Origin of the sequence: Streptomyces sp. NPDC020681 (assembly GCF_044334895.1) — a bacterium.
In the GTDB taxonomy this organism is placed as follows: domain Bacteria; phylum Actinomycetota; class Actinomycetes; order Streptomycetales; family Streptomycetaceae; genus Streptomyces.
This window is the reverse complement of sequence record NZ_JBIRTX010000001.1, coordinates 69,121-94,027: the sequence shown is the minus strand read 5'-3', so window position 1 is coordinate 94,027 and position 24,907 is coordinate 69,121. Positions and strand designations below refer to the sequence as shown.

Sequence of the window (24,907 nt, the reverse complement as noted above, 5' to 3'; positions counted from 1 at the left end):
CATCGAGATGATGGCAAGGGGGAGCGCGGCTGCTGGCTCCGTGGCTTGCGTGGCGGCGTCGGCTGTCTCATAGTCCGAAGCATGGACGCGCGCGAGGCGGCGCTTCGGCAGGCCTACGACCAGGCCGTCCGCTGGCTGGCGAGCCTGGCTGACCGCCCCGTTCCGGCGCGCGCCTCGGTCGACGAGATCGTGCGCGCGCTCGGTGCCGCGCTGCCGGAGGGGCCGAGCAGCCCCGCCGACGTCGTCGAGCTGATGGCCACGGCCTGTGAACCGGGGCTCACCGCGTTTCCCGGCGGGCGTTTCTACGGGTTCGTGGTCGGTGGCACCGAACCGGCCGCGCTGGCCGCCGACTGGCTCGTCAGCGCCTGGGACCAGAACTGCGTGATGCGCTCCGTGACACCCGCGCACACCGCCGCCGAAGACATCGCCGGGGCATGGCTGCTCGATGTGCTCGGCCTGCCGGCCGACAGTGCCGTCGGCTTCACCACCGGGGCCACGATGGCGAACTTCACCTGCCTCGCGGCCGGGCGTGACGCGGTGCTGCGGCGCGCCGGCTGGAATGTCGCCCGCGACGGGCTCGTGGGCGGGCCACCCGTGCACGTCGTCGTCGGCGAGTCCCGCCACATGGCCATCGACCTGGCGCTGCGCTACCTGGGGCTCGGTGAGCCCGAGCCGGTGAAGGCGGACGATCAGGGGCGTATCGAGCCGGCGGAGCTGCGGAACGCACTGGCGGCAGCCGGGCCGCGGCCCACGATGGTGATCCTCCAGGCAGGAGACATCCATTCCGGCGCCTTCGACTCGTTCGCCGAGACGATCCGCGCCGCCCGCGAGGCGGAAGCATGGGTGCACATCGACGGCGCCTTCGGACTGTGGGCGGCAGCCTCACCCGCGTACGCGCATCTGGTGGCGGGCTGCGCCGAAGCCGACTCCTGGGCGACGGACGCCCACAAGACCCTGAACGTGCCCTACGACTGCGGACTCGCCGTCGTACGAGACCCGTTCGCGCTCCGGGCCGCGATGGGCATGCGCGGCGACTACCTCATCCAGAACGAACAGGGCGATCCCATCGACAAGGTCCCCGAACTCTCCCGGCGCGGCAGAGCCTTCACCGTGTGGGCCGCGCTCAGGTGCCTCGGCCGGTCGGGCGTGGCCGAGCTCGTCGAGCGGCTGTGCCGGCACGCTTCCGCGTTCGCCACCGGCATCGCGGGGATCGAGGGCGCGACGGTTCTCAACGACGTCGTCTTCACACAGGTCTGCGCCGAGTTCGGCGACGACGCACGCACCCAGCGGGTGCTCGATGGGCTGCTCGCCGACGGCACGGCATGGATCAGCGGCTCCACCTGGCACGGCCGTCGCGTCATGCGGATCTCGGTGAGCAACTGGTCGACGACCGACGACGATGTGACGCGCACGCTCGACGCCGTCCGGCGCGCAGCCGCCGGCCTGTGACCAGTGTCAGAATCGGCGCATGCTGAGAATTGGTTCCGTTGTGCTGGGTGTCTCGGATGTGCCGCGCGCGGCCGCATTCTGGATGCAGGCGCTGGGCTACGTCCCGCGCGAGGAGATGGAGGACGACTGGGTGGTGCTGGTGCCGGCGGAAGGGCGGCCGGGGCCACAACTGTCGCTCGGCCTCAGCGAGACGCCGGTCCAGGACCATCCGCGGGTCCATCTGGATCTGTATGCGAAAGACGCGGCCGACCAGGCCGCCGAGGTCGAGCGGCTGCTGTCGCTGGGCGCCCGGCACGTCGACTGGGACCTCTATCCGGACGACCCCGACTTCGTCGTACTCGCCGACACCGAGGGCAATCGCTTCTGCGTCATCGACACCAGTCGCGGCGGATGACCGGTGGGCCTGCGGCCGACCGCGTGTGATCGGTCAAGGACCGGCCAAGTAATCCCGTCACTCTTGCCTCAGCGGCCCCGCGGCGCTTCACTGTCGATCACCCCCACAGGAGAACCCGTCCCACACCCTCGAAGGGCTTCTCTTGACTGCCGTTCCCGTACGTCTGAGCACCGTCACCACAGCGGCCTGCGCCCTCGTGCTCACCGCCGCCCTGCCGTCATCGGCAATCAACTCGTACAACGCGACGCCCGCGCCGGAGCGCACCGAGGTCGGCGCCCTCGTGGCGACCTGGGACAACGACGGCGACCCCGCCACCCCCGACCGGGTCGACTGGGTCTGCTCGGGCACCATGATCGACGCGGACACCTTCCTCACCGCCGCGCACTGCACGACCGACTGGCCGGCGAACGTGAAGTTCTACGTCTCCCTCGACCAGGACGTCCAGGGCGCCCTCGACAGCGCGGCGGCCGAGCACCCCGGTGACCCGTCGGCCGTCGCGCGGGCCGTCGCCGTCCAGGGCACCGCCCACAGCCACCCCGGCTTCCCGGGCCCGGCCTCGGACACGCACGACATCTCGGTGATCGAACTGCCCGCCGCCCAGGTCAAGGCGCGCTGGACCTTCACTCCGGCCACCCTCCCGAAGGCCGGAGCGCTCGGCGCACTCGGTTCGCAGGGGCTGAACGACACCTCGTTCTTCGTCGCCGGATACGGAACCCAGGAGGCCCGGCGGGGCCCGGGCGGCCACACGCACCCCGGCGGCGGTGTCCGGATGAAGGCCCCGGTCACCTTCAATGCGCTCAACGACAGCTGGGTACGCCTGGCCATGACCGCGCCTCAGGGCAACGGCGGCGCCTGCTACGGCGACTCGGGCGGCCCCAACTTCGCGACGCTGGGCGGCAGGCTCACCCTGGTTGCCACCACGATCACGGGCGACACCCCGTGCTACGCCACGAACGTCACGTACCGCTTGGACACTCCGGGAGCCCGCGCCTTCGTCTCGCCGTTCGCGAAGCTGCCGTAGGACCACCCGAAGCTCTCAACATGTCGGCCCGGCCCGGTGATGACCGGGCCGGTCGGCACTCCGCGATCTCAACGGCCTTGCAGCGCCTTGACGTTGTCGCCGAACGTCCAGTTCTTCGAGCCGTCCCAGTTGATCGACCAGGTCATCAGGCCCTTCAGCGCGTTGCCGTAGTGATTCCAGGCCTGCGACACCAGACTCGGCGACATGTGGCCGCCGCCGGCGCCCGGTTGCGCCGGAAGTCCCGGGACCTGCTTGTCGTACGGAACCCGGATCGTCGTGCCCTGGATGACCAGTCCTCGGTTCAGGCAGTCCGTCTGCGCGGTGAACCCCTGGACCGTGCCGGCCGAGTACGAGTCACCGGAGCACCCGTACATGCTGCCGTTGTAGTACTGCATGTTCAGCCACCACAGCCGGCCGTTGTCCGCGTACTTCTTCACGATGGGCAGATACGCGCCCCAGATCGAGCCGTACGCCACGCTGCCCCCGGTGACGTACGCCGTCTCGGGCGCCATCGTGAGGCCGAAGGTCGACGGCATCTGGGCGAGCACGCCGTCGATGATGCGGATGAGGTTGGCCTGGGAGGCCGACAGCTGGTTGATGTTGCCGCTGCCGACGAGACCGGTCTCGATGTCGATGTCGATGCCGTCGAAGTTGTACGCCTTGAGGATCGGCACGACCGTCGCGACGAACCGGTCGGCCACGGCACTTGAGCTGAGGTCGATACCGGCCGCCGCGCCGCCTATGGACATCAGGATCGTCTGACCGGCCGCCTTGGCCTGGCACATCTCGGCCGGGGTCGCGACCTTCACCGTCGAGTCCATCCCGTCCTCCCACAGGACGGTGCCGTCCGAGCGGATGACCGGGAAGGCCGCGTTGATCACGTTGTAGCCGTGGTCGCGGATGCGGCTGTCCGTGATCGGGGTCCAACCGAAGGGCAGATGCACGCCGTTCGCCGCGCCGTCCCAGTTCTCCCAGTACCCCTGGAGCACCTTGCCCGCGGGCTTCGACTTGACCGCGCAGGTCTCGGCCTGCGGTGCGCTGTGCGCGTCCGGCGCACTCGGTGCCGCCGCGACCAGACCCTGCACGACGCAGGCCGTCGCCAGGCCGACCGCGAGCAGACGTAACTTCCGACCGAACATGAGGTGCTCCCTTCCCACCGGTACCTGTCGGCGCTGAACGTAAAGTGGTCCAGACCTACCGTCAATAGGTCTGGACCAACGGGTGCTCTTGGTCGGCTGGTCACTTGGCGGGCGCATCGGTCAGCCTTGTGCATCCCGTGCTCGCACTGTGTGGAAAGAAGCGGAAAGAAAAGGGCGATACATCGCATAACGCACCGACTGGTGGGATTCTTGGACTGGGGTGTCTGCCGAGTGGACTCGGGAGGGCCGATGGGACGCGATGTCCCGGCGCTGGTGTTCACCCGTGAGGACCGCCGCCGGTACCGGATCAAGATGCAGGAATGCCTGGACGCGTTCGCGCAGATGCTGCGCGAGTCACGATTCGAGTCCGAGCGGCCCCAGGTGGGTCTGGAGATCGAACTCAACCTCGTGGACGCGCGCGGCGAGCCCACGATGCGCAACACCGATGTGCTCGAGGCGATCGCCGATCCGGCCTGGGCGAGCGAGCTGGGCCGCTTCAACCTGGAGATCAATATCCCGCCGCGGCGCCTGACGGCCGGTGGTCCCGATTCGTGGGAGGAGGAGATCCGGGGCGCGCTCAACCACGCGGAGGAACGGGCTGCGGCGGTCGGCGCCCATCTGATCATGGTCGGAGTCCTGCCGACACTGCGCCAGCCGGACGTGGGGGAGTCGGCACTGTCGGAGGACCCGCGGTACCGGCTGCTCAACGAGCAGGTGTTCGCGGCGCGCGGGGAGGATCTGCGGATCGAGGTGGACGGCGTGGACCGGCTGCGGACCTACGCGGACACCATCACGCCCGAGGCGGCCTGCACCAGTACCCAGTTTCACTTGCAGGTCTCGCCGGACGACTTCGCAAGCTATTGGAACGCCGCGCAGGCGATCGCCGGGGTGCAGGTGGCGCTGGCCGCGAACTCGCCGTTCCTGTTCGGCAAGGAGCTCTGGCACGAGACCCGTATCCCGCTCTTCGAGCAGGCCACCGACACGCGCTCGGAAGAGATCAAGGTGCAGGGGGTACGGCCCCGGGTGTGGTTCGGAGAGCGCTGGATCACCAGTGTCTTCGACCTCTTCGAAGAGAATGTGCGCTACTTCCCGGCCCTGCTGCCCATGTGCGAGGAGCAGGACCCGAAGGAGACGCTGGACGTCGGCGACACGCCCGAACTGGGCGAACTCACGCTGCACAACGGCACCATCTACCGCTGGAACCGCCCGGTCTACGCCGTCGCGCACGACAAGCCCCATCTGCGGGTGGAGAACCGCGTGCTGCCCGCGGGCCCCACGGTCGCCGACGTCCTCGCGAACGGCGCGTTCTACTACGGGCTGACACGCGCCCTGGTCGACGAGGAGCGCCCGGTCTGGTCGCGGATGTCGTTCTCGGCCGCGGAGGACAACCTGCACGCCGGGGCGCGGCACGGCATCGACGCGCGGCTGTACTGGCCCGGAATGGGTGAGGTGCCGGTGTCCGAGCTCGTACTGAGGCGCCTCCTGCCGCTGGCCCACCAGGGTCTTGAGCGCACGGGCATGGACGCCGCATGGCGGGAGCCACTGCTGGGGATCATCGAGCAACGGTGCGTGACCGGCCGCAACGGCGCGGTGTGGCAGAAGGAGATGTTCCACCACATCGACTCCACCACCCACGCCGGGCACCATGAGGCGCTGCGGCGGATGACCCGCCAGTACATCGACTACATGCACCTGAACGCGCCGGTGCACACCTGGCCCGTCGAGTAGGTCCCTCTGTGTCCGTTCGCCTACTGTGTGTCACTGAAATGTGCCCTTCGGGCACGGCGGCTCACGGCGGAAGGGCGTACGCATGGCGGCGCACCCGGAACCGCAACCCGGGGCAGGCGAGACCGCCGCCACCGCGGCCCGCGCCGGCGACACCACGGCCGCACGCCTCAAGGAGCGCATCTACGCGGCCATCACTTTGACCGCCGTCGTGGTGACCCTCGCCGAGGCGGACCAGCCCGAGTACGCCGAAGCCGCGCTCACCGTGACGGTCAGTGCGCTCGGGGTGTGGATGGCCACACTCGTCGCCGACGAACAGTCGCACCGTGCCGTGTTCGGGCGGCGCGCGACCCGGGCGGAGATCCGGACGTCGCTGTTCGTCTCGAGCCCGTTGATGCTGGTCGCAGTGGGCCCGCTCGTGCTGATCGGCCTGTCGGCGCTGGGCGTGATGCATCTCGAAACCGCGCTGCTGATCGCCGCCGGTGTGGAGGTCGCGACGCTGTTCCTGTGGGGGTGGCGGGCCGGACTGCGGATGGGCAACGGGCCGCTGAGCGCGCTCATTTCGGGCCTGCTGGACACACTGATCGGCGCGGCGGTCGTGGCGGTGAAGCTGCTCGCGGGTCACTGACCCGTCGATCGCTCAATGGCGGTTCCGGCCCCTGATGTTGATGGATCACCGTCATAATTCTCGGATGACTGCCGCCTCCTCCGCCACTTCTGTATCGCTTGAGCGCAGCCGCGTCGTCATCGTCGGCGCGGGCCCCGCCGGGCTCACCGTCGCCAACATCCTGCGCGCCGCCTCCGTCGACTGCGTAGTGCTGGAAACGGAGAGCAGGGAATTCATCGAACAGCGGCCCCGCGCGGGCTTCCTGGAGGAATGGGCGGTACGCGCCCTGGAACAGCGCGGACTGGCGGGCCGGCTGCTGGAACGCGCACAGGCACACAGCGAGTGCGAGTTCCGCTTTGCGGGTGAGCGCCACAGATTCCCCTACCGCGAGCTGTCGGGGCACCGTCACTTCGTCTATCCGCAGCCGCTGTTGGTGACGGATCTGGTGCGTGCGTATGCGGACGACGCGGGCGGCGACATCCGCTTCGGCGTACGCGACGTGGAACTGGACGCCCTCGACACGGACCGTCCCTCGGTTTCCTATACGGACCCGGAGACGGGCACGCGCCTGCGCATCGACTGTGATGCCGTCGCGGGCTGCGACGGCGCACGCGGCGTGACGCGCACCTGCATGCCGCCGGACACCACGATCGCCCGGCACGACTACGGAATCGGTTGGCTGGCCCTCCTCGCCGAAGCACCCCCGTCCTCCGACTGCGTCGTCTTCGGCATCCATCCGCGCGGATTCGCCGCCCACATGGCCCGAAGCCCACAGGTCACCCGCTACTACCTCGAATGCCCTCCGGGCGACGATCCGGAGAACTGGCCGCACGAGCGGGTCTGGTCCGAGCTCCACCAGCGACTGTCGGCGCAGGGCGCCGGCCCGCTCACCGAGGGACGGCTGATCGAGAAGCGCGTGCTGGACATGCACAACTACGTCGTGGAGCCGATGTCGTACGGACGGCTGTACCTGGCGGGCGACGCGGCCCACCTCGCGGCGCCGATCGCCGCGAAGGGCATGAACCTCGCGCTGCACGACGCGCTGCTGCTCGGCGACGCGCTCGCCGCGTATTGCAGCGGCGGCGACGACAGCGGTCTGAGCGGCTACTCGGCGTCGTGCATGCCGCGCGTGTGGCAGGACCAGGAGTTCTCGCAGTGGCTCTCGGAGATCCTGCACGGAGCCTCGTCGGGCGATCCGTTCCGGGAGGGGGCCATGACCGCGCGGCTGCGCAGAATCCTCACCTCACCCACGGCCGCCGCGGCTTTCGCCGAGCTGTTCATCGGCAAGCACACCGGCCACTGACCGGCGGCCCGAAGCAGCTCCGCGACGTCGCGGCCGTCGGGCTACGGTGGATCCATGGCGGAACCGCTGGATGTTCTGGTGGTCGGCGCGGGCCCGACGGGGCTGGCCCTCGCGGCTCAGCTGCGGGCGTACGGCACCCGGTTCCGGATCGTCGACCGGAGCCTGGACCGGGCCCGCGAGTCCCGCGCTCTGGCGATCCAGCCGCGCACCTTGGAGGCGCTGGCCGGGGCCGGCGTGACGGACGAGCTGGTCGCGCGCGGCAATCGGGCGGTGCGGCTGCGGATTCATGCGCCGGGCCGGGTGGCGCAGGTGCCGCTGTTCGACATCGGCTGCGCCGACACCCCGTATCCATATCTGTTGTTTCTGTCCCAGGCCGAGACCGAGGCCGTGCTCGACGCGCATCTCACCGAGCGGGGCACCGCCGTCGAGCGGGGCACCGAGCTGCTGGACCTGACGCCTCATGACGCGTACGTCACCTGCCGATTGAGCCGCGGCGACGGCGAGGAGGAGACGGTCCGCGCGCGCTATGTCGTCGGCTGTGACGGGGCGCACAGCACCGTGCGCGACCTTGCGGGCATCGCCTTTGAGGGCTCCTCCTATCCGCAGACGTTCCTGCTCGCCGACCTTGAGGTGGACGGCCTCGAACGCGGCGCCGCCCACGCCTATCTGTCCGGGACCGGGCTGCTGTTCTTCTTCCCGCTGGAGTCGCCGGCCGCCTGGCGCCTGCTCACGATGCGTCCGCCGGAAGCGCCGGAAGCGCCGGAAGACAAGGTGAGCCTGCGTCAACTCCAGGCGATCGCCGACCAGTACACCGACGACGGGCTGCGGCTGCGGGATCCGGTATGGATGACCGACTTCCGGCTGCACAACCGCGGCGCCGCCCACTACCGCTCCGGCCGCGCCTTCCTTGCCGGCGACGCTGCCCACATCCACAGCCCGGCCGGCGGGCAGGGCATGAACATCGGCATCCAGGACGCGCTCAACCTCGGCTGGAAACTCGCCCTCACCTGCCGTGGCGACGCCCCTGAGGCACTGCTCGACACCTACGAGAAGGAACGCGCGCCGGTGGGCCGTACCGTGCTTCGCCTCACCGACCGCGCCTTCACCGCCGCCACCAGCCGCAACCTGGTCATCCGGCAAGTCAGGACCCAACTGGTGCCGCGCCTGCTGCCGTTGGGGCTTCGCTTCACCAGCCTGCGCGCCCGAGCGTTCCGTACGGTGTCCGAGCTTGCCATCCACTACCGGCGCAGCCCCCTCACCACCGAGGGGACACGCCATCGCCGCGCCGGCCCCCGTGCGGGCGACCGGCTGCCCGACACCCCGCCGGGACTCCAGGCCCGGGCATCAGGCCCCGGCTACCACCTGCTGCTGTGCGGCCCGCGCGACGTCTGGAACCCGGACGCCCTGGCGGTCGTCAGCCACGGCAGAACCGACCTGATCACCGTCCACCACCTCGGCACGCAAGGGCCCTGGCCCGGCACGGCGCACGGCCTCGTCCGGCCGGACGGCTACCTCGCCTACCGGGCGGACGGAACTGAACTGTCCGGCCTGCGCCAGTATCTGGACTACTGGCTGCCCGCGGCACGGCTCGGCTAGCCGGGCGCGGTCATCAGTCGCTGCCGCTTCCGCCACCACCACCGCCACAGCTGTGAGCGGCACCGGAGCCGGAGCCCGAGTCGGCGCTCCCGTCCGAATTGTCGTAGGCGTCCGAGTCGATGGCTCGTCCCATCCGGATCAGTGCCCGGCCGAGGCCCGGCGACAGCGGTGTCGCTTCCGCGACGGCACGACGCAGCGGCTTGTCCGTCAGGGCGTTCGGCCCGTCGAAGACGTAGGCAGGGAAGGTCCCTTCCTGCTTGGCCTTCTCCAGGTACCGCCTGCCTGTGTGGGTGACGCGATGGCGGGAACGGGTGAGCAGACAGTACGAGACGAGCCGGTGCCCGATCTCGTCGGTCTCGGGGCACTGCCGTACGACGGCGAGTACGTGAGCCAGGCTCTTCCCCTTCGGGCACAGGGCGGTGAGCGCGCGCTCGACCGGGTGGTCGGCGGGCCTTCCCGTGGCGCGTACCCGAGGGCCGCTGATCGTGACGGCGCCCCGGTTGCTCAGAGCGATGAGCGCGGTTTCGGCCACGCGTCGCGGCCCACCGGCCAGGTGGGCGATGTCGTACTGATCCAGCGTCAGGGGCGCCGCCGAGGCGGGTCGCCGCAATATGGTCCGCACAAGATTCCCCCGTCCGTCCAGCTCTGTCCTTGGTGTCAGTGTTCTCCGGCCGGTTGGGGGTGAATCCCGGCCGGCACTGGTTCAGAGCAAGACTTGAGCTTCCTTGCCTCCGCTGACCCGCGCCGGGTCCAGCGACCTGCGGCTAGCTTCGACCGAGCCGGGTCGCGGCGCTGTCGAGGAGCATGTCGAGCGCGGTGGGATAGGCGCTGTCGTTCATCCGGCCGACCAGCAGGTGCGCGGTGGCCGCGATGTGGGGGTGGGTGTCGGCGGGCAGCCGGGCGTACGTGGCCTGCCAGACCTCCTCGTCCGCGGCGCGCGCTGCCGCCGGCAGGGCGAGGGACGCCGCGTCCAGCGCGGCGAACGCCAGGCTCTGGTCGATGAAGGCGTGGTAGATCCGGACGGCGTCGGCGTCCGCGAATCCGGCGGTGCGCAGCATGCCCAGGATGGTCTCGTCGGCGGTCACCTCATTGGCCTTGCCGGTGACCCGGCTGGCGGTCAGCACGGCTGCCTGCGGATGCCCGAGGTACGCGGCGTGGATCCGCAGTCCCAGTTCCCGCAGGTCGGCACGCCATTCTCCGGTTGCTTTCCAGCCTGCCATCGCCCGTCCGATGAGGACGTTCCCGATCGCGAGCGTGAGATCGTCGATGCCGCTGAAATAGCGGTACAGCGTGCTGGGGTCCGCGCCCAGCGCGATGCCCAGCCGGCGGACGGTCAGGCCCGCACCGCCGTGCTCCCGGAGCATGCGCAGCGCGGTGTCGATGATCAGCTGCTCCGAGAGCACCGACCCGTTCTTTGTGGGCCGGCGACGTCGCCGCGCCTCTTCGGGCACCACTGGTTTGGCCACGGCACGCTCCTTGCACTCGACGTCGTACGACAGCCGTCCTGACGTACCGGTGGCGACCTTATGCCAACACCATTGACGTGACCAGAGGCCCAGGCGTTGGATCGAAGCGACAGGATTCGCGCCGGACAGCGGCGCGCTGCACGCTGTATCCGGGAAAAGGAGTTTGGCCATGCGTGTACTTCTCGTGGGAGCCGGCGGAGTCGGCACCGCCATCACCCGGATCGCGGCCCGCCGGTCCTTCTTCGACCACATGGTCGTCGCCGACTACGACCTCTCCCGCGCCGAGTCCGCCGTCGCGGCCCTCGCTCCGGACGACCGCTTCAGCGCCGAGCGGATCGACGCGAGCGACGAGAGCGCCGTGACCGAGCTGCTGCGCAGAAAGCGCTGCGACGTGCTGCTCAACGCCACGGACCCGCGCTTTGTGATGCCCCTGTTCCAGTCGGCGCTGGCCGCCGGGTCGCGCTACCTCGACATGGCGATGTCCCTGTCCCACCCGCATCCGGAGCGCCCGTACGAGGTCCCCGGCGTCAAACTCGGCGACGCCCAGTTCGAGCTCGCCGCCGACTGGGAGAAGTCCGGATCGCTCGCCCTCGTCGGCATGGGCGTCGAGCCGGGACTGTCCGACGTGTTCGCGCGGCACGCCGCCGACGAGCTCTTCGACGAGATCGAGGAGATCGGCATCCGCGACGGTGCGAACCTCACGGTCGACGGCTATGACTTCGCGCCGTCGTTCAGCATCTGGACCACCATCGAGGAATGCCTGAATCCGCCCGTGGTCTACGAGGCGGACCGCGGCTGGTTCACCACCGCCCCGTTCAGCGAGCCCGAGGTCTTCGACTTCCCCGAGGGGATCGGACCCGTGGAGTGCGTCAATGTCGAGCACGAGGAGGTCCTGCTGGTGCCTCGCTGGGTGGAAGCGCGGCGAGTCACCTTCAAGTACGGACTCGGCGAGGACTTCATCCAGACCCTGCGGACCCTGCACCTGCTGGGCCTTGACCGCACCGAACCGGTGCCGGTGCCGGCGGCGGACGGATCGGGCGTCGTCCAGGTCTCGCCGCGGGACATGGTCGCGGCCTGCCTGCCGGACCCAGCGAAGCTGGGGGAGCGTATGCATGGCAAGACCTGCGCGGGCACCTGGATCAAGGGCACCAAGGACGGCCTGCCGCGCGAGGTCTACCTGTACCACGTGGTCGACAACCAGTGGTCGATGCGCGAGTACGACTGCCAGGCCGTCGTGTGGCAGACCGCGATCAATCCCGTCGTGGCGCTGGAACTGATCGCGGCCGGCACCTGGTCGGGCAGCGGCGTCCTCGGCCCGGAGGCCCTTCCCGCTCGTCCCTTCCTGGACCTGCTCACCGAGTACGGCTCGCCGTGGGGCATGCGCGAGCAGTGAACGGGCCTGCCCGGGAGGTCACTTCACCGTGAGCGCGGGCGACAACCCGCCGCCCCGGTCATTTGGCGGGGAGGACTTCCTCGACGTCTTGCAGGGATGCGTCCGCGACCGTCGGCACGGCGAGCGGAAGGCCCAGTGCGTCGCCGAGTGAGTCGGCGTGGGCGTCGGGGGCGGGGGCGATGAGGGATGCCACAACGCCGGTGACGAGTGAGGCAACAGCGGCCATGCTTCGCTTCTTCATGACGTGGTCAACGTCCGGCGGGCTCCAACGTCACGGTGTGCGCCCGGCATGGACTCGCCGTGGCGTCACGACGCCACACGCGGCACCGGGTAGGAGTAGTCCGTCAGCTGCTCGTTCCGAACGCCTGCGTCCACCACGGTCCGCCGGACCCCTCGTGGATCCCCACGCCCATCTCCTTGAAGTCGCAGTTGAGGATGTTGGCCCGGTGGCCCTCGCTGTTCATCCAGCTGTCCATCACGGACTCGGGGGTCTGCTGTCCGCGGGCTATGTTCTCGCCGTACGTACTCCACTGATAGCCGGCGGCGGTGATCCGGTCCCCGGGGCTTCTGCCGTCCAGGCTGGTGTGGGAGAAGTAGTCCTTCGCAGCCATGTCCTCGGAGTGCAGCCGGGCCGCCGTGTCCAGCCGGTCATTGCCGCTGACCGGCGCGCAACCCTGCTTCGCCCGCTCCTGATTGACGAGTGCCACGACCTGGTCGACGGACGACGTCGGTGCATCGGGCTCCGGTTCGGGGTCGGGCGCCTGGGTGGACGGGCGTGGCGATGGCTTCTTGGTCGCGGGCTTCTTCGACGGCTTCGGCGTGGGCGACGGGGAGGGCCGCGCGCTGCTCGGTGAAGGCGAAGGAGCGGACGTCGTGGTCTCGGCGGACGGCGTCAGCGGCAGGGCCCCATCTGCCTGCGTGGCCGTCGAAGTGCGTGCCCCTGTCTCGGCGTCCTGATCGTCGCTGAACACCTGCATGGCCCCGCCCGCGGTGACAAAGGCTGCGACCGCCACGGCCACCGTGGTCGTACGGCGCCGGCGCCGGGCGCGATCGATACGGCGCTGCGCGCTCCGGCTCGGGCCACCCGCCGCACCCGTCGGCGTGGAGGCCTCGGGGCCGGACATCTCCCGATGAGCGGCCACCGTCGTGAGATCGGGGTGCCCGGGAAGTGCCAGAAGGGCGGCCGCCGGTGGCACCAGCGCCAGCCCGACAAGGAGGCGCTCCGCCGGAACCAGCCCGGCCGAGAAGCCGGAACAGACCGTGCAGTCCCGGGCGTGGCGGGCGATGCGCTTGCGCCAGAGCGCCGAGGGCACGCCGTCCCACTCGTGGGCCAGCGACTCCAGCAGCACACAGCGCGGCTCGGCGGAAAGGGCGCGCACGACGAGCCGCGACACCTCGAGCCGGTCCTTCATGCGCTGCACACGTACGGCCGTGTGCTGCGGGGACAGCGCGATGGCGGCGGCGACCTCCGTCCGGGTGAGCTCGCCGGTCGATTCCAGCCACCACAGCGAGAGCAGCGACCGGTCGTCCTCGTCGAGCCACCGGGTCGCCTCGGCGACCTCGCGGCGCTGGCCCGACAGCCCGAGGCGGGTGATGGTCAGATCGACGAAGTCCGCGCCGGGGTCGGCAAGGTCGTACGCGTCGTCCAGCCCGCCGTCGACCGGGGCTTCCTGGCGCTGCCTCCAATGACCACGTATCTGGTTCACGGCGATGGCCACCAGCCATGACCGGAAGCTGTCCGGGTCACGCAGTCCGCCCAGACCGGCGAAGGCACGCAGCATGATTTCCTGCGTCACGTCGTCGACATCCGGATGCCCGTGCAGCGCCCGGCCGACGATGTTGTAGACGAGAGGCAGGCACTCAACGACGAGTCGGTCGCGGGCCTGCTGATCCCCGGCTTGTGCCGCCATGATCACCGAGGCGTTGAGTTCACTGCTCACGTTCTCTGACTCCTTGCTTCCGACTCTGACCGGTTCCGTCGCACAGAAGGGGAGATGCTGCGCGGCCGGGCGGATAACAGAAACTCGGAACCGGGCTGTCGACGAGCTCCACAGGCGTGGTGCGGACCGATCGTAGGCAGGGCTGCGTCGGGCGCAAGGATGCGGCCTCGGAAGTGTGCTCGAAATCTCCTGTGAAACATTCGCACCGGGTCACGGCGTCGGTGAGGCGGAGGGGGCTGCAGAGCCCGCTCGACGACAGTGACGAACGGGGAGGGCATGAGACAGTCCCGCGCGGACGACTTCATGGAGTTCGCAGCCGGCCGCACTGGCCATCTGTTCCGCTCGGCATGCCTCCTGACCAGTGGCGACACCCATCTCGCCGAGGATTTGGTGCAGGAGACGCTGAGGCGGATGTATGTGGTGTGGGGCCGGATGTCGAAGGTGGACAACCCCGCGGCATATTCCCAGACCGTCCTGGTTCGGGCGTTTCTCAGCCACCGGCGCCGGCGTTCGGCCGCCGAGCTTCCGCTGGCCGAGGTGCCTGAGGCGGTGGCGGCGGCCGGCGGTGACGTGGAGATGCGGATGGCGCTGCTGCAGGCGCTAGGGGAACTGGCGCCGAAGGACCGGGCCGTGGTGGTGCTGCGGTACTGGGAGGACCGCAGCGTCGAGGAGACCGCGCGGGCAATGAACGCGAGCACGGCTGCCGTACGGACGAGGTCGACGCGGGCGCTGGCCAAGCTTCGGACCGCGCTGGGCTCGAGCCTGGAGATGCTCGCGCCATGACCGACCAGAGAGATGCAACAAGCCTTCCCGAGAACTGGTGGTTCCCCATGTCTATCGAGTCTTTCGAGGACGAACTCGGCGAGGCGCTCCGCCGTGCCGGAAACACATTCGACAGCGATCAGCAGGCCCTTCTGATGGCGGGTGTGGAGCGCGGCCGGCGCAGCGTGCGCCGCCGGCGTGTCCTCGCGGTGACGGCGAGCGTGCTGGTGCTCGGTCTGATGGGCTCAGGGGCGTACGCGGGCGGACTTCTCGGCCACCGGGATTCCGACGTGGCCAAGGAAACCCCGTCGGTGGACAGCGCCAGGGTCTTCGAGATCTGGCGGAAGCTGATCCCTGGGACGTTCAGCCAGCAGCGGGTGCTGCCCCGCAAGCCCGGCGAGTACGCCCACGTGTCCTTCGTCTACGACGACGGGAAGGGGCCGGGACTGGTCGAGTTCCGGATGGGCGTGGCCGACCCCAAGCAGATCGAGACGTGCCCGGGCCCCAACATGGGCACCTGCCGCGCCTGGACGGAAGGCGAGTCCGGCAGAAGCCTGCGCGTCGAAAGCCACAAGGGTCCGTACACCACACTGGCGACCAAGTCCGTACGGAAGCAGATCATCACGCCCGACGGCTTTTTCGTCGAGGCCACCGTGTGGAACACGCCCGACCCCAAGCGGGCCACCGGCACGCGCAAGGGGCCGGTCATGTACGACCTGACGCGGCTCAACGCGAACGAGTGGCGCAAAGAACTGAAGAAGTTCCCCAAGCCGGACCCGCTGCTGGGTGAGCCGCCGATGAACCCGGCCTTCGTGACACCGTCGACGAAGGTCTCCGCCGACCAACTCCTCGGCACGCTCAAGGGGTTGCTGCCGCAGGGCGGCGCGTTCAGCGCCGAGAAGGCCCGCGGCACGGGCGACCACCTGGGCCCGGCCGCCTCCCTTGTGTACGACGACGGCCAGGGCAAGGCGGGCATCGACGTCAAGCTCTACCGCGTCGATCCGGACGGCTACTCCACCCGCCAGTACACCGCCTGCAGGACGACCGGCACGTCGATCCCGTACAACACGTGCAAGCGGGAGAAGCTCGCGGACGGCTCGGTGGTCAGGGTTCACGAGGTGGAATACCGGGTGAACCGGGACCAGAAGAAGGAGTGGGGGGCCGTCTACGTCTCACCGCGCGGCGACATGGTCGAGGTCACCGAGTGGAACGCCCCCACGGTGGAGGGCCCCACACCGACGAGGGACAAGCCGCCGCTGTCGCGTGAGCAGTTGAAGGCGCTGGCCCTGTCCCCGCAGTGGCGGACCGCGCTCAACGAACTGCCGCCCGCGCCCGACGAAGCACTTGGCGGGTCGATGCGGCCCACCGCGGACGAGTTCCAGCGGTACGCGCGTGAATTCGCCTCTGCCCGCCAAGCCATGAGGAACGGCCGTGGCGGCGCAGAGGGATGCGACGGCACCTGCTGGTCGCAGATGACCGTCGACCAGGACGGTCTCGGCCCCGGAATCATCCAGGTCAGTGTCGACGAGACCAAGGTGAACAAGGGCAAGGACATCATGATCGATGTCCGCCAGGAACGGGTCGAGGACGGCGGCAAGGACACGATGCGCTGGATCGTCACGGCCGCCCAGCCCGGCGGCCGCCAGGTGACGCTCACCGCCTACAACTCACTCGGCCCCGATGCCGACGCGACCCGGGCCACACCACCGCTCAATGTGCCGATGCTCAAGAAGATCGCACTCGACGGCCAGTGGAACGACAAGGCCCTGTACGAGATCGCGGACCGCGCCGATCCGCAGCGCGGGTGACTCTCCCAGGGCGATCCAGCATCAGAACAACTCTGTGGAACCTTCCGTGTCTCTCAGGTTGTCGAGTGGGAGACAGCGACTTACCGCATTGCCTATCGGAGGAATGAAATGAAACTTCGCCGTATCTCGCGCGCAGCTGGGCTTGCCGTGGGTGTTCTCACAGCATGGGCCGCAGCCACCGCTCCCGCGTCCGCTGCGACCGTCAACTGGAAGGAGATCCACCCCAATTCCAACTGGACGTGCGGAAAAACCGTGCAGCACGCCACCTATCCCGGCGTGGGGTTTCAAGTGTGCTGGATAGGGAACGCGAACGACGACGCGCAGGCCGTTCTGGTGGTGAACAACAACGGGCCCAAGGGTGTCAATATCCGCGCGTCGGTCGTGGTCGAGCTCGGCCCCAGTTTTGACTGTGCCGCCTCCGTTCTCAATCCGGGCTTTACGCGTGGATGTTTCGGCTCCACCAATCCCATGGGGTGCGACACCGTCTACGACACCACGGCATATCTCGATGTGAACGGGTCGACCAAGACGGCGACTCTGGCCATGGTGCGGGCCTGTTGGGAGGCCAGGCGCGGATGATGGCGCGTGCGTATCCGGACCTCGCCGTCAGGCACGGTCCGGATACGCAAGGATGGGAACCGGTCCGAGGTCCCGTCCTGCCACGCACCGCGTCGGCGGCAGTGGGCTGAGCCGCACCGTCGCACCCGAGGAAAGGGAATCTTCCATGCCCGCCGGCCTCTCCGGTGATCCGTTGGTCCCCGCCGACAGCCACGCCGCGATCCAGGTCCGTGGAGCCCGGGAGAACAACCTCCAGAACGTGGACATCGATCTGCCCAAGCGCCGCCTCACGGTCTTCACCGGAGTCTCCGGATCCGGCAAGTCGAGCCTGGTCTTCGGCACCATCGCGGCCGAGTCGCAGCGACTGATCAACGAGACGTACACGACGTTCATTCAGTCGTTCATGCCGAGCCTGGGCCGCCCGGATGTCGACGGGCTGCACAATCTGAGCGCCGCGATCGTTGTCGACCAGGAGCGGATGGGGGCCAATTCCCGGTCCACGGTGGGCACCGCCACCGATGCGTACACCATGCTGCGGATCATCTTCAGCCGCCTCGGCACCCCGCACATCGGCACCTCCGGCGCGTTCAGCTTCAACCTGCCCGAAGGGATGTGCCCCAGGTGCGAGGGGCTCGGGCAGGTGTCGGACATCGACGTCGACCAGCTGGTGGACACCGGGAAGTCGCTGAACGAGGGCGCGATCACCGTCCCTGGCTTTGCCGTCGATTCCTGGCAGTGGTCGGTCATGGCCGCCTCCGGCTTCTACGACCCCGACAAGAAGCTCAAGGACTTCACGGACCAGGAGTGGGAGGGCCTCCTCCACAAAGCGCCCGTCAAGGTCAAGGTGGGCTCCAGCAACCTCAGCTACGAAGGTCTCGCCTCCAAGATCCAGCGGACCTGGCTCGTCAAGGACCGTGAAGCGCTGCAGCCTCACATCAGGGCCTTTGTCGACCGGGCGGTGGTCTTCACCGACTGCCCGCTCTGCAAGGGGACACGGCTCACCCAGGCCGCCCTCTCCTCGAAGATCGACGGTGTGAACATCGCCGAGTGCTCGGCGATGCAGATCAGCGACCTCGCCGCGTTCGTGCGCGGCATCGACGACCCCGCAGTGGGCCCGCTGCTCGGCAATCTGCGTCATCTCCTGGAGTCCCTCGTGGAGATCGGGCTCGGCTATCTGAGCCTGGACCGGCCGGCCTCCACGCTCTCCGGCGGTGAGGCACAGCGCGTGAAGATGGTGCGGCACCTCGGCTCCAGCCTCACGGACGTGACGTATGTCTTCGACGAGCCGACCATCGGGCTGCACCCGCACGACATCCAGCGCATGAACGAGCTGCTGCTGCTCCTGCGCGACAAGGGCAACACCGTGCTCGTGGTCGAGCACAAGCCCGAAGTGATCGCGATCGCCGACCATGTGGTGGACCTCGGGCCGGGCGCGGGCGAAGCAGGCGGCGCGATCTGTTTCTCCGGCGATGTCGCCGGGCTGCGTTCATCCGGCACGCTCACCGGCAGTCACCTGGAACACCGGGCCCGCCTGCGCGAGCAGATACGGCCGCCGCGGGGACAGCTGTCCATCAAGGGTGCCGATCTGCACAACTTGAAGGACGTCGATGTCGACATCCCGCTCGGCGTGCTCACCGTCGTCACCGGCGTCGCGGGGTCCGGCAAGAGCTCACTGATCCACGGCTATCTCTCCGACCGTGAGGGAGTGGTCATCGCCGACCAGTCGCCGATCCGAGGTTCGCGCCGCTCGAACCCGGCGACCTACACCGGGCTCCTGAACCCGATCCGTACCGCCTTCGCCAAGGCGAACGGCGTCAAGGCCGCACTGTTCAGCGCCAATTCGGAGGGCGCCTGCCCGAAGTGCAACGGGCTCGGGCTCGTCTACACCGACCTCGCGATGATGGCCGGGGTGGCGTCGCGGTGCGAGGAGTGCGAGGGCAAGCGGTTCACACCCGAGGTGCTCACGTACCGGCTGCGCGGCAAGAACATCAGCGAGGTGCTCGGCCTGTCGGTGGCGGAGGCGCTCGCGTTCTTCACCACCGGCCAGGCACGCACGATCCTCGGGCGGCTGGCCGACGTCGGCCTGGGCTACCTGCGCCTGGGCCAGCCGCTGAACACGCTCTCCGGCGGCGAGCGGCAGCGGCTCAAGCTGGCCATTCACATGGCCGAGAAGTCCTCCACATACATACTCGACGAACCGACCACGGGCCTGCACATGGCCGATGTGGACAAGCTGCTCGCCCTGCTCGACCGGCTGGTCGACGAGGGCAACACGCTGGTCGTCATCGAGCACCACCAGGCCGTGATGGCCCACGCGGACTGGCTGATCGACCTGGGCCCGGGAGGCGGCCACGACGGCGGGCGTGTGGTGTTCACCGGCACTCCGGCGGATCTCGTGGCCTCCTCCGACACGCTCACGGCACAGCACCTTCGCCAGTACGTGGCCGCCGAGCCGGTGGTCAGCCCTTGAGCGTCCGCAGGTACGTGGCGAGCGCTTCGATGGCTGCCGGATTTCGAGGGCTCTCCACCAGGTCCACGTAGTCGAGCACGAAGATCTGCCGCTTCTTGACCGCCGTGACGTTCGCCAGCGGCGGATGCGACAGCAGGAACGTCCGCTTCGCGTCGGCGCTCGGGTCCCCGTAGTTGTTGATCACGATGACATCGGGGTTCTGGTCCACGACGGTCTCCCAGCCGACCGTCGTCCAGGAGTCCGCCAGATCGTGGGTGATGGAGTCACCGCCCGCCTTGGTGATGATCTCCTCGGGCGCGGCGAAGCGGCCCGCCGTGAACGGCTTGTCCTGGCCGCTGTCGTAGAGAAAGACGCTGGGCCGGTCGGCACCCTTGGGCGCCCTGGCAGCAACAGCGGCGATCCGCTTTGTGAAGTCGGCGATCAGTTTCTCGGCCCTGTCCTCGACTCCGAAGAGCCTGCCGAGGTTGGTGAAGTCGGTGTACAGCGCCTGCAGGGGAGGCATGATGCCGCGGGCCTTGTCCTTGCCGTTGGGGCAGGACTCGGTGAGCAGATACGAGTCGACGCCCACCGCGCGAAGGGACTCGGGAGTGATGCCGTCGGCCTCGTTGAAGCCGTAGTTCCACCCCGCGAAGACCAGGTCCGCACGGGCGTCGAGAACCAGCTCACGGGTGATCTGTTTCTTCGACAGCCACTGCACCTTGTCGTAACCGGCCCGCCAGGGCACGCCGTTCAGGTCGCCCTTGTCGTCCGGCATCACGTACCCGGCCATCCGGTCCTCCAGACCGAGCGCGAACATGATCTCGGTGATGCCGACGTCGTTCGTCACCACACGCTCAGGGACCTTGTCGTACGTCACCTTCTTCCCGCAGTTCTCGATGGTGACCGGCCCGCCTCTCTTGGCCCCGGAGGACTTGGACGGCTCGGAGGAAGTCGATATGTCGGCGCCGCAGCCGCTCAGCGCCAGGACGAGGACGAACACCGGGGCAAGGACCGCGTAACGGCGGCCGAAGGTCGAGGACATGAGTGCTTCCTACTCGTGGCGGGCGGGGACGGGGACTGCGGCGTCCGCCGGCAGCCGGTCGAAGAGCAGCCGTAGCGCGCCGGTCTCGGGATGGCGTACGCGATGGGCGCGCACCCCGAAGACATCGGCGAGGAGGTCAGAGGTGAGGACCTCATCGGGCGGGCCGGATGCGACGATGCAGCCGCGGCGGATCACGTACAGTCGGTCGCAGTACTGCGCGGCGAGGTTGAGGTCGTGCAGGGCGGTGAGCACGGTGACCGGGTGCCCGGTGTCCGGCCGCCGCCACTCGCGTACCAGCGTCAGCATCTCCAGTTGATGGGCGATGTCCAGGTGGTTCGTGGGCTCGTCCAGCACCAGGACCCGGGGCTGCTGGGCGAACGCGCGGGCGATCAGGACGCGTTGCCGCTCGCCGCCGGAGAGAGTGAGGAAGGCCCGGTCGGCCAGATGCCCGGCACCGGCGCGGTCCAGCGCGTCCCGGCACACCTCGGTGTCCTTGGCCGACGGCCGGCCCAGTGCCGAGCCGCGCTGGTGGGGGAGACGGCCCATGCCGACCACCTCGGCGACGGTGAAGTCGAACTCGGGGGTCGATTCCTGCGGCAGCGCGGCGACGCGACGGGCGCCGGCCCGCGCGTCCAGGGCATGCAGGTCCTCGCCGTCGAGGCGTACCGTGCCTGCCGCGGGCCGCAGGGCTCGGTACACGCAGCGCAACAGCGTCGACTTGCCGCTGCCGTTCGGCCCGACGAGGCCGACAACGCGGCCGGCCGGAACCGTGAGATCGATGTCCCGCACCAGCCGTGCCCCGTTGATGTCGACGGACACGCTCTCTATGTCGAGCTGCATCAGCGCCCCCCGAAGGCATAGCCGCGGCGGCGCATCAGCACCAGGAACACGGGCACGCCCAGCACGGCGGTGATCACACCCACGGGAAGTTCTGCCGGGGCGAGCAGCAGCCGGGACAGGATGTCCACCCACACCAGCAGGACAGCCCCCATCAGAGGTGCGACGACCAGGACGCGTCTGTGATCGGCGCCGACGAGCATCCGGACCAGATGCGGCACCATCAGCCCGACGAACCCGATCGCGCCGCTCACGGCCACCACGGCGGCGGTGACCCCGGCCGTGACGACGAACAGCTCCCGCCGCAGCCGTTCGGGGTTCACACCGAGCGCGGCCGCGGTCTCGTCGCCCATGGCCAGGGCATTGAGCCGGCCCGAGGAGAGCGCCAGATACGCCGCCCCGGCGACCACCGTGCCCGCGGCGATGGGCAGCGCGCCCCAGGTGGCACCGCTGAGGCTGCCCAGCAGCCACATCACGGCGGACCGTGCGGCCTCGCCGCGCTCGGCGCGGAACACCATCAGAGTGGTGATCGCGGAGAAGCCGTACGACATCGCGGTGCCGGTGAGCACCAGTCGCAGCGGCGTCAGCCCGTACGAGCTCCGCGCCACCGTGTAGACCAGGGTCATGGCGACGAGCGCCGAGGCGAAAGCCGACACGGACAGTGCCCAGACTCCGAACGCAGCGAGCGTGCCGAAGAGGATCACCGCGTTCGCACCCACCGCCGCGCCGGAGGAGATGCCGAGGACGAACGGGTCGGCGAGCGCGTTGCGCACCATGGCCTGTACGGCGACGCCCGTGGTCGCGAGCCCTGCGCCGACGACGGCGGCCAGGAGCGTGCGCGGTAAGCGGATCTCCCACACGATGCTGTACGCCGCGGCCTCGTCCGGCCGCAGGACGCCGCCGCTCAGCCCTGCCCAGAGGAAGCGCAGCACCTCGCCCCAGGCCAGATCCGAGGCCCCGAGGGCTACTCCGCACACCAGGGACACCAGCAGCGTGAGTCCGAGTCCTACTGCCGGCGGCCCCGTCGGGGTGCGCCGCGGCGGGTCGGCGGCGCGCGGCTTGACGGACGTGGCGGCGGGAGCTGACACGCGCGGTCCTTCGGATCGGGCCGCGGGCACACGTGTCCAAGGGCGGCCCGGGCGCCAGGAGCGCGCGGCATCCCTCTCGCAGTCCACGGCGAGCAGTGGGGAGTTCCGGCCGCTCCACGGGTAACCGGGCTTACGCGCCGGGCTGGTTGACCAGTCGGCGCGCTTACCGTTGCGGGTCAGCGCCGGATTCTCACCGGACTTCCCCCGCGGGGCGCGTGCGCAGCGTAGCAGGGCCCTCCGTCCCTGCCACATGAGGGCAGAGCTGTGAAGGAGGCGCGCCGGTCTTCACATAACTAACGAACAAACGTCGTTGTCATCTCGATAATCGTGTACTTCTTGACGCATTTGTGTAGGCAGAGTTGACTTCCAGCCACCTCGGCCGCAACGTCGCGGCCGGTCAGGGAGGTTGATTTCCACAGATGAATGCACATCTGCGTCGCGCCACCGTTGGCGTCGCTGCTTCTGCGCTGGCCGTCTCGCTCGCTGCCTGCAGCAGTACCCTTGACTCGGGTGTCCGGACAAGTGATGACATAGTCGTCGGCTTGCTCCTGCCCGAGAACGAGGCTGCTCGCTACGAGAAGTTCGACAAGCCGGTCATCGAGAAGAAGATCAGCGACCTGACGAACGGCAAGGGCAAGGTCGTCTACGCGAACGCCAAACAGGACGCAGCCCTGCAGACGCAGCAGGTCGACTCGATGATCTCCGACAAGGTCGATGTGCTGATCGTCGACGCGGTCGACTCCAAGTCGATCGCCGGAGGCGTGCAGCGGGCCAAGGACGCGGACATCCCGGTCGTCGCCTTCGACCGTCTCGCCGAGGGCCCGATCGACGCGTACACCTCCTTCGACAACGAAGAGGTCGGCCACGTCCAGGGCAAGGCGCTGCTCACGGCTCTCGGCAGCAAGGCGAAAAACGGGCAGATCGTCATGATGAACGGTGCTGTCACCGACCCGAACGCCGCGATGTTCAAGCGTGGCGCGCATGCCGAGCTGGACGGCAAGGTCAGCGTCGGCGAGGAGTACGACACCAAGGAGTGGAAGCCGGAGAACGCGAACGCCAACATGGCGGCCGCGATCTCGTCGATCGGCAAGGAGAATCTCATCGGTGTCTACTCCGCCAACGACGGCATGGCGGGCGGCATCATCGACGCGCTGAAGGCCGCCGGCATCACCGAGCTCCCGCCGGTCACCGGCCAGGACGCGGAGCTCGCCGGAGTGCAGCGGATCGTCGCGGGCGAGCAGTACTCCAGCGTCTACAAGCCGAATGCCCCGGAGGCGGCCGCCGCGGCGGAGATGGCCATCCTTTTGGCGAGAGGCATGTCGCTCGACTCCATGGCGCAGGTGGATGTGGACAGCCCGACCACCAAGGCCATCCCCTCGGTCCTGGTCCCGGTCGTCTCTGTGACGAAGGAGAACATCGCGGACACGGTCGTCAAGGACGGCGTCTACACCGTCGCCGAGATCTGCACCCCCAAGTACCGGGCGGACTGCGACCGAATCGGTCTGACGTAGCGGCGCGAGACCCCGCGGCCCCTGGCGCGACCCGCTCAGATCCTGGTCGGACCGACCTGCATGTGGATGTGATCCTGGTGAGCCTGCCGGAGTGCGGGGTCTCCGCGCGTGGTTCCGTCGAGAGTCCCGGCGATCGCGGACAGGTCGAGCGCGCGCCCCTGATTGTGACAGTCGTTCGGCGGCCCGCGCTGCCTGCTTGGCTGGCACGCGTCGCCCCTGGACAGGAAGAGCTGCCCGCGCCCCGGTTCATCGCGGCATCGATGCCGGGCAGCCAGTCATGCCGCCGGGGGAGCGGTCGGGCAGGCCCAGCCAGTTGCCGGCCACGCTGACCGACCTGGTGCAGGAACTGATCTCCACGTAGGCCCGTGGAAGCCTGTTGGGCGTCGGCTCATCCGGCGCCGTCGCTGCGCGCCGTCGCCTCGGACGGCCGAACGCATCCGGCTGGCTCCGCCGTGGCTTGCGCCTGCTCGCGTGGAGAGGACGGCACGCCGATAACGCAAGCTATGTCCGAAAAGACCCATCACGGGTAATTCCATCTTCTATTTCACTCCGTGCCCGCATTAGGTGTACTCGCGCGAATTATCATTCGCTCGTGCGCTGTCGCAAAGCGGATGGTTGCGCTCCAGTCCAGTGAAATGGGTCACGTCCGCGTCGATATGCGGTGCGGCCTCTTCGTGCCCACTCTCGTTCCGCAGAAAGCGAGTTGAGCTTTCCGACCGGATTGGATCACGGTAATTCGGCGCCCCGGATGCGTCCCGAGGATTGTGTCCTCGAATTCAGGGCTTGTTCGACTAAGTCCGTTTCGCTTACGGTCACCAT

21 protein-coding genes and 1 riboswitch are annotated in these 24,907 nt (G+C 68.9%); of the genes, 13 read left to right on the top strand and 8 right to left on the bottom strand.

Going from position 1 to position 24,907, the window contains the following annotated elements; translation table 11 throughout:
* Positions 1-81 precede the first annotated feature (81 nt).
* The 3 genes from ACH4YL_RS00435 to ACH4YL_RS00425 all read left to right on the top strand — a co-directional run bounded on the left by ACH4YL_RS00435 (position 82) and on the right by ACH4YL_RS00425 (position 2,864).
* Positions 82-1,449 (top strand): pyridoxal phosphate-dependent decarboxylase family protein, encoded by a 1,368-nt coding sequence (locus ACH4YL_RS00435; RefSeq protein ID WP_398503304.1) that lies wholly within the window; start codon positions 82-84, stop codon positions 1,447-1,449.
* Positions 1,450-1,468: 19 nt separating this feature from the next.
* Positions 1,469-1,843, top strand: coding sequence for a VOC family protein (locus tag ACH4YL_RS00430; protein WP_398503302.1), 375 nt, complete (start codon positions 1,469-1,471; stop codon positions 1,841-1,843).
* A gap of 142 nt (positions 1,844-1,985) precedes the next feature.
* The gene (locus ACH4YL_RS00425; protein ID WP_398503301.1) at positions 1,986-2,864 is read left to right on the top strand and encodes a trypsin-like serine protease; all 879 of its coding nucleotides are present in this window, start codon (positions 1,986-1,988) and stop codon (positions 2,862-2,864) included.
* Between the two features lie 68 nt (positions 2,865-2,932).
* On the opposite strand, the gene ACH4YL_RS00420 is transcribed toward ACH4YL_RS00425, so the two are convergent.
* Positions 2,933-4,003: a chitinase gene (locus ACH4YL_RS00420; RefSeq protein ID WP_398503299.1), complete on the bottom strand. Its 1,071-nt coding sequence runs from the start codon at positions 4,001-4,003 to the stop codon at positions 2,933-2,935.
* A gap of 249 nt (positions 4,004-4,252) precedes the next feature.
* On the opposite strand from ACH4YL_RS00420, the gene ACH4YL_RS00415 reads away from it, so the two are divergent.
* The 4 genes from ACH4YL_RS00415 to ACH4YL_RS00400 all read left to right on the top strand — a co-directional run bounded on the left by ACH4YL_RS00415 (position 4,253) and on the right by ACH4YL_RS00400 (position 9,234).
* Positions 4,253-5,731: a glutamate--cysteine ligase gene (locus ACH4YL_RS00415; RefSeq protein WP_398503297.1), complete on the top strand. Its 1,479-nt coding sequence runs from the start codon at positions 4,253-4,255 to the stop codon at positions 5,729-5,731.
* Positions 5,732-5,813: 82 nt separating this feature from the next.
* The gene (locus ACH4YL_RS00410; RefSeq protein WP_398503296.1) at positions 5,814-6,356 is read left to right on the top strand and encodes a hypothetical protein; all 543 of its coding nucleotides are present in this window, start codon (positions 5,814-5,816) and stop codon (positions 6,354-6,356) included.
* A gap of 64 nt (positions 6,357-6,420) precedes the next feature.
* Positions 6,421-7,638 (top strand): 4-hydroxybenzoate 3-monooxygenase, encoded by a 1,218-nt coding sequence (locus tag ACH4YL_RS00405; protein ID WP_398503295.1) that lies wholly within the window; start codon positions 6,421-6,423, stop codon positions 7,636-7,638.
* A gap of 54 nt (positions 7,639-7,692) precedes the next feature.
* On the top strand, positions 7,693-9,234 hold the full coding sequence (locus tag ACH4YL_RS00400) for an FAD-dependent monooxygenase (protein WP_398503294.1): 1,542 nt from the start codon (positions 7,693-7,695) through the stop codon (positions 9,232-9,234).
* Positions 9,235-9,247: 13 nt separating this feature from the next.
* Here the strand turns inward: ACH4YL_RS00400 and ACH4YL_RS00395 are convergent, their stop codons facing one another.
* Positions 9,248-9,856: a TIGR04222 domain-containing membrane protein gene (locus ACH4YL_RS00395; protein WP_398503292.1), complete on the bottom strand. Its 609-nt coding sequence runs from the start codon at positions 9,854-9,856 to the stop codon at positions 9,248-9,250.
* A gap of 142 nt (positions 9,857-9,998) precedes the next feature.
* The gene (locus tag ACH4YL_RS00390) at positions 9,999-10,700 is read right to left on the bottom strand and encodes a TetR/AcrR family transcriptional regulator (RefSeq protein ID WP_398503290.1); all 702 of its coding nucleotides are present in this window, start codon (positions 10,698-10,700) and stop codon (positions 9,999-10,001) included.
* A gap of 169 nt (positions 10,701-10,869) precedes the next feature.
* Between ACH4YL_RS00390 and ACH4YL_RS00385 the strand changes: the two genes are divergently transcribed.
* On the top strand, positions 10,870-12,093 hold the full coding sequence (locus ACH4YL_RS00385; RefSeq protein ID WP_398503288.1) for a saccharopine dehydrogenase family protein: 1,224 nt from the start codon (positions 10,870-10,872) through the stop codon (positions 12,091-12,093).
* A gap of 58 nt (positions 12,094-12,151) precedes the next feature.
* On the opposite strand, the gene ACH4YL_RS00380 is transcribed toward ACH4YL_RS00385, so the two are convergent.
* The gene (locus ACH4YL_RS00380) at positions 12,152-12,319 is read right to left on the bottom strand and encodes a hypothetical protein (RefSeq protein ID WP_398503286.1); all 168 of its coding nucleotides are present in this window, start codon (positions 12,317-12,319) and stop codon (positions 12,152-12,154) included.
* A 118-nt stretch (positions 12,320-12,437) separates the two neighbouring features.
* Positions 12,438-14,033: a sigma-70 family RNA polymerase sigma factor gene (locus tag ACH4YL_RS00375; RefSeq protein ID WP_398503284.1), complete on the bottom strand. Its 1,596-nt coding sequence runs from the start codon at positions 14,031-14,033 to the stop codon at positions 12,438-12,440.
* Between the two features lie 276 nt (positions 14,034-14,309).
* Between ACH4YL_RS00375 and ACH4YL_RS00370 the strand changes: the two genes are divergently transcribed.
* From ACH4YL_RS00370 to ACH4YL_RS00355, 4 genes are all read left to right on the top strand, one after another.
* Positions 14,310-14,816 carry a SigE family RNA polymerase sigma factor gene (locus ACH4YL_RS00370; RefSeq protein WP_398503283.1) on the top strand — a complete coding sequence of 169 codons (507 nt, stop codon included), beginning with the start codon at positions 14,310-14,312 and terminating at the stop codon, positions 14,814-14,816.
* A gap of 47 nt (positions 14,817-14,863) precedes the next feature.
* Positions 14,864-16,603: a hypothetical protein gene (locus ACH4YL_RS00365; protein WP_398503281.1), complete on the top strand. Its 1,740-nt coding sequence runs from the start codon at positions 14,864-14,866 to the stop codon at positions 16,601-16,603.
* Positions 16,604-16,711: 108 nt separating this feature from the next.
* Positions 16,712-17,182 carry a hypothetical protein gene (locus ACH4YL_RS00360; RefSeq protein ID WP_398503279.1) on the top strand — a complete coding sequence of 157 codons (471 nt, stop codon included), beginning with the start codon at positions 16,712-16,714 and terminating at the stop codon, positions 17,180-17,182.
* Positions 17,183-17,327: 145 nt separating this feature from the next.
* Positions 17,328-19,631, top strand: coding sequence for an ATP-binding cassette domain-containing protein (locus tag ACH4YL_RS00355; RefSeq protein ID WP_398503277.1), 2,304 nt, complete (start codon positions 17,328-17,330; stop codon positions 19,629-19,631).
* Here the strand turns inward: ACH4YL_RS00355 and ACH4YL_RS00350 are convergent.
* From ACH4YL_RS00350 to ACH4YL_RS00340, 3 genes are read right to left on the bottom strand one after another with little or no spacing between them, the layout of a single operon-like run.
* Positions 19,621-20,652: an ABC transporter substrate-binding protein gene (locus tag ACH4YL_RS00350; protein WP_398503276.1), complete on the bottom strand. Its 1,032-nt coding sequence runs from the start codon at positions 20,650-20,652 to the stop codon at positions 19,621-19,623. The two genes, ACH4YL_RS00355 and ACH4YL_RS00350, sit on opposite strands and share 11 nt — an antisense overlap.
* A gap of 9 nt (positions 20,653-20,661) precedes the next feature.
* Positions 20,662-21,492: an ABC transporter ATP-binding protein gene (locus ACH4YL_RS00345; protein ID WP_398503274.1), complete on the bottom strand. Its 831-nt coding sequence runs from the start codon at positions 21,490-21,492 to the stop codon at positions 20,662-20,664.
* Positions 21,492-22,577 carry a FecCD family ABC transporter permease gene (locus ACH4YL_RS00340; RefSeq protein ID WP_398503273.1) on the bottom strand — a complete coding sequence of 362 codons (1,086 nt, stop codon included), beginning with the start codon at positions 22,575-22,577 and terminating at the stop codon, positions 21,492-21,494. The genes ACH4YL_RS00345 and ACH4YL_RS00340 overlap by 1 nt, the downstream gene beginning before the upstream one ends.
* Positions 22,578-22,695: 118 nt before the next feature.
* A riboswitch (cobalamin riboswitch) is annotated at positions 22,696-22,782 on the bottom strand.
* Positions 22,783-22,996: 214 nt separating this feature from the next.
* On the opposite strand from ACH4YL_RS00340, the gene ACH4YL_RS00335 reads away from it, so the two are divergent.
* Positions 22,997-24,088: a substrate-binding domain-containing protein gene (locus ACH4YL_RS00335; protein WP_398503272.1), complete on the top strand. Its 1,092-nt coding sequence runs from the start codon at positions 22,997-22,999 to the stop codon at positions 24,086-24,088.
* Positions 24,089-24,907 lie beyond the last annotated feature (819 nt).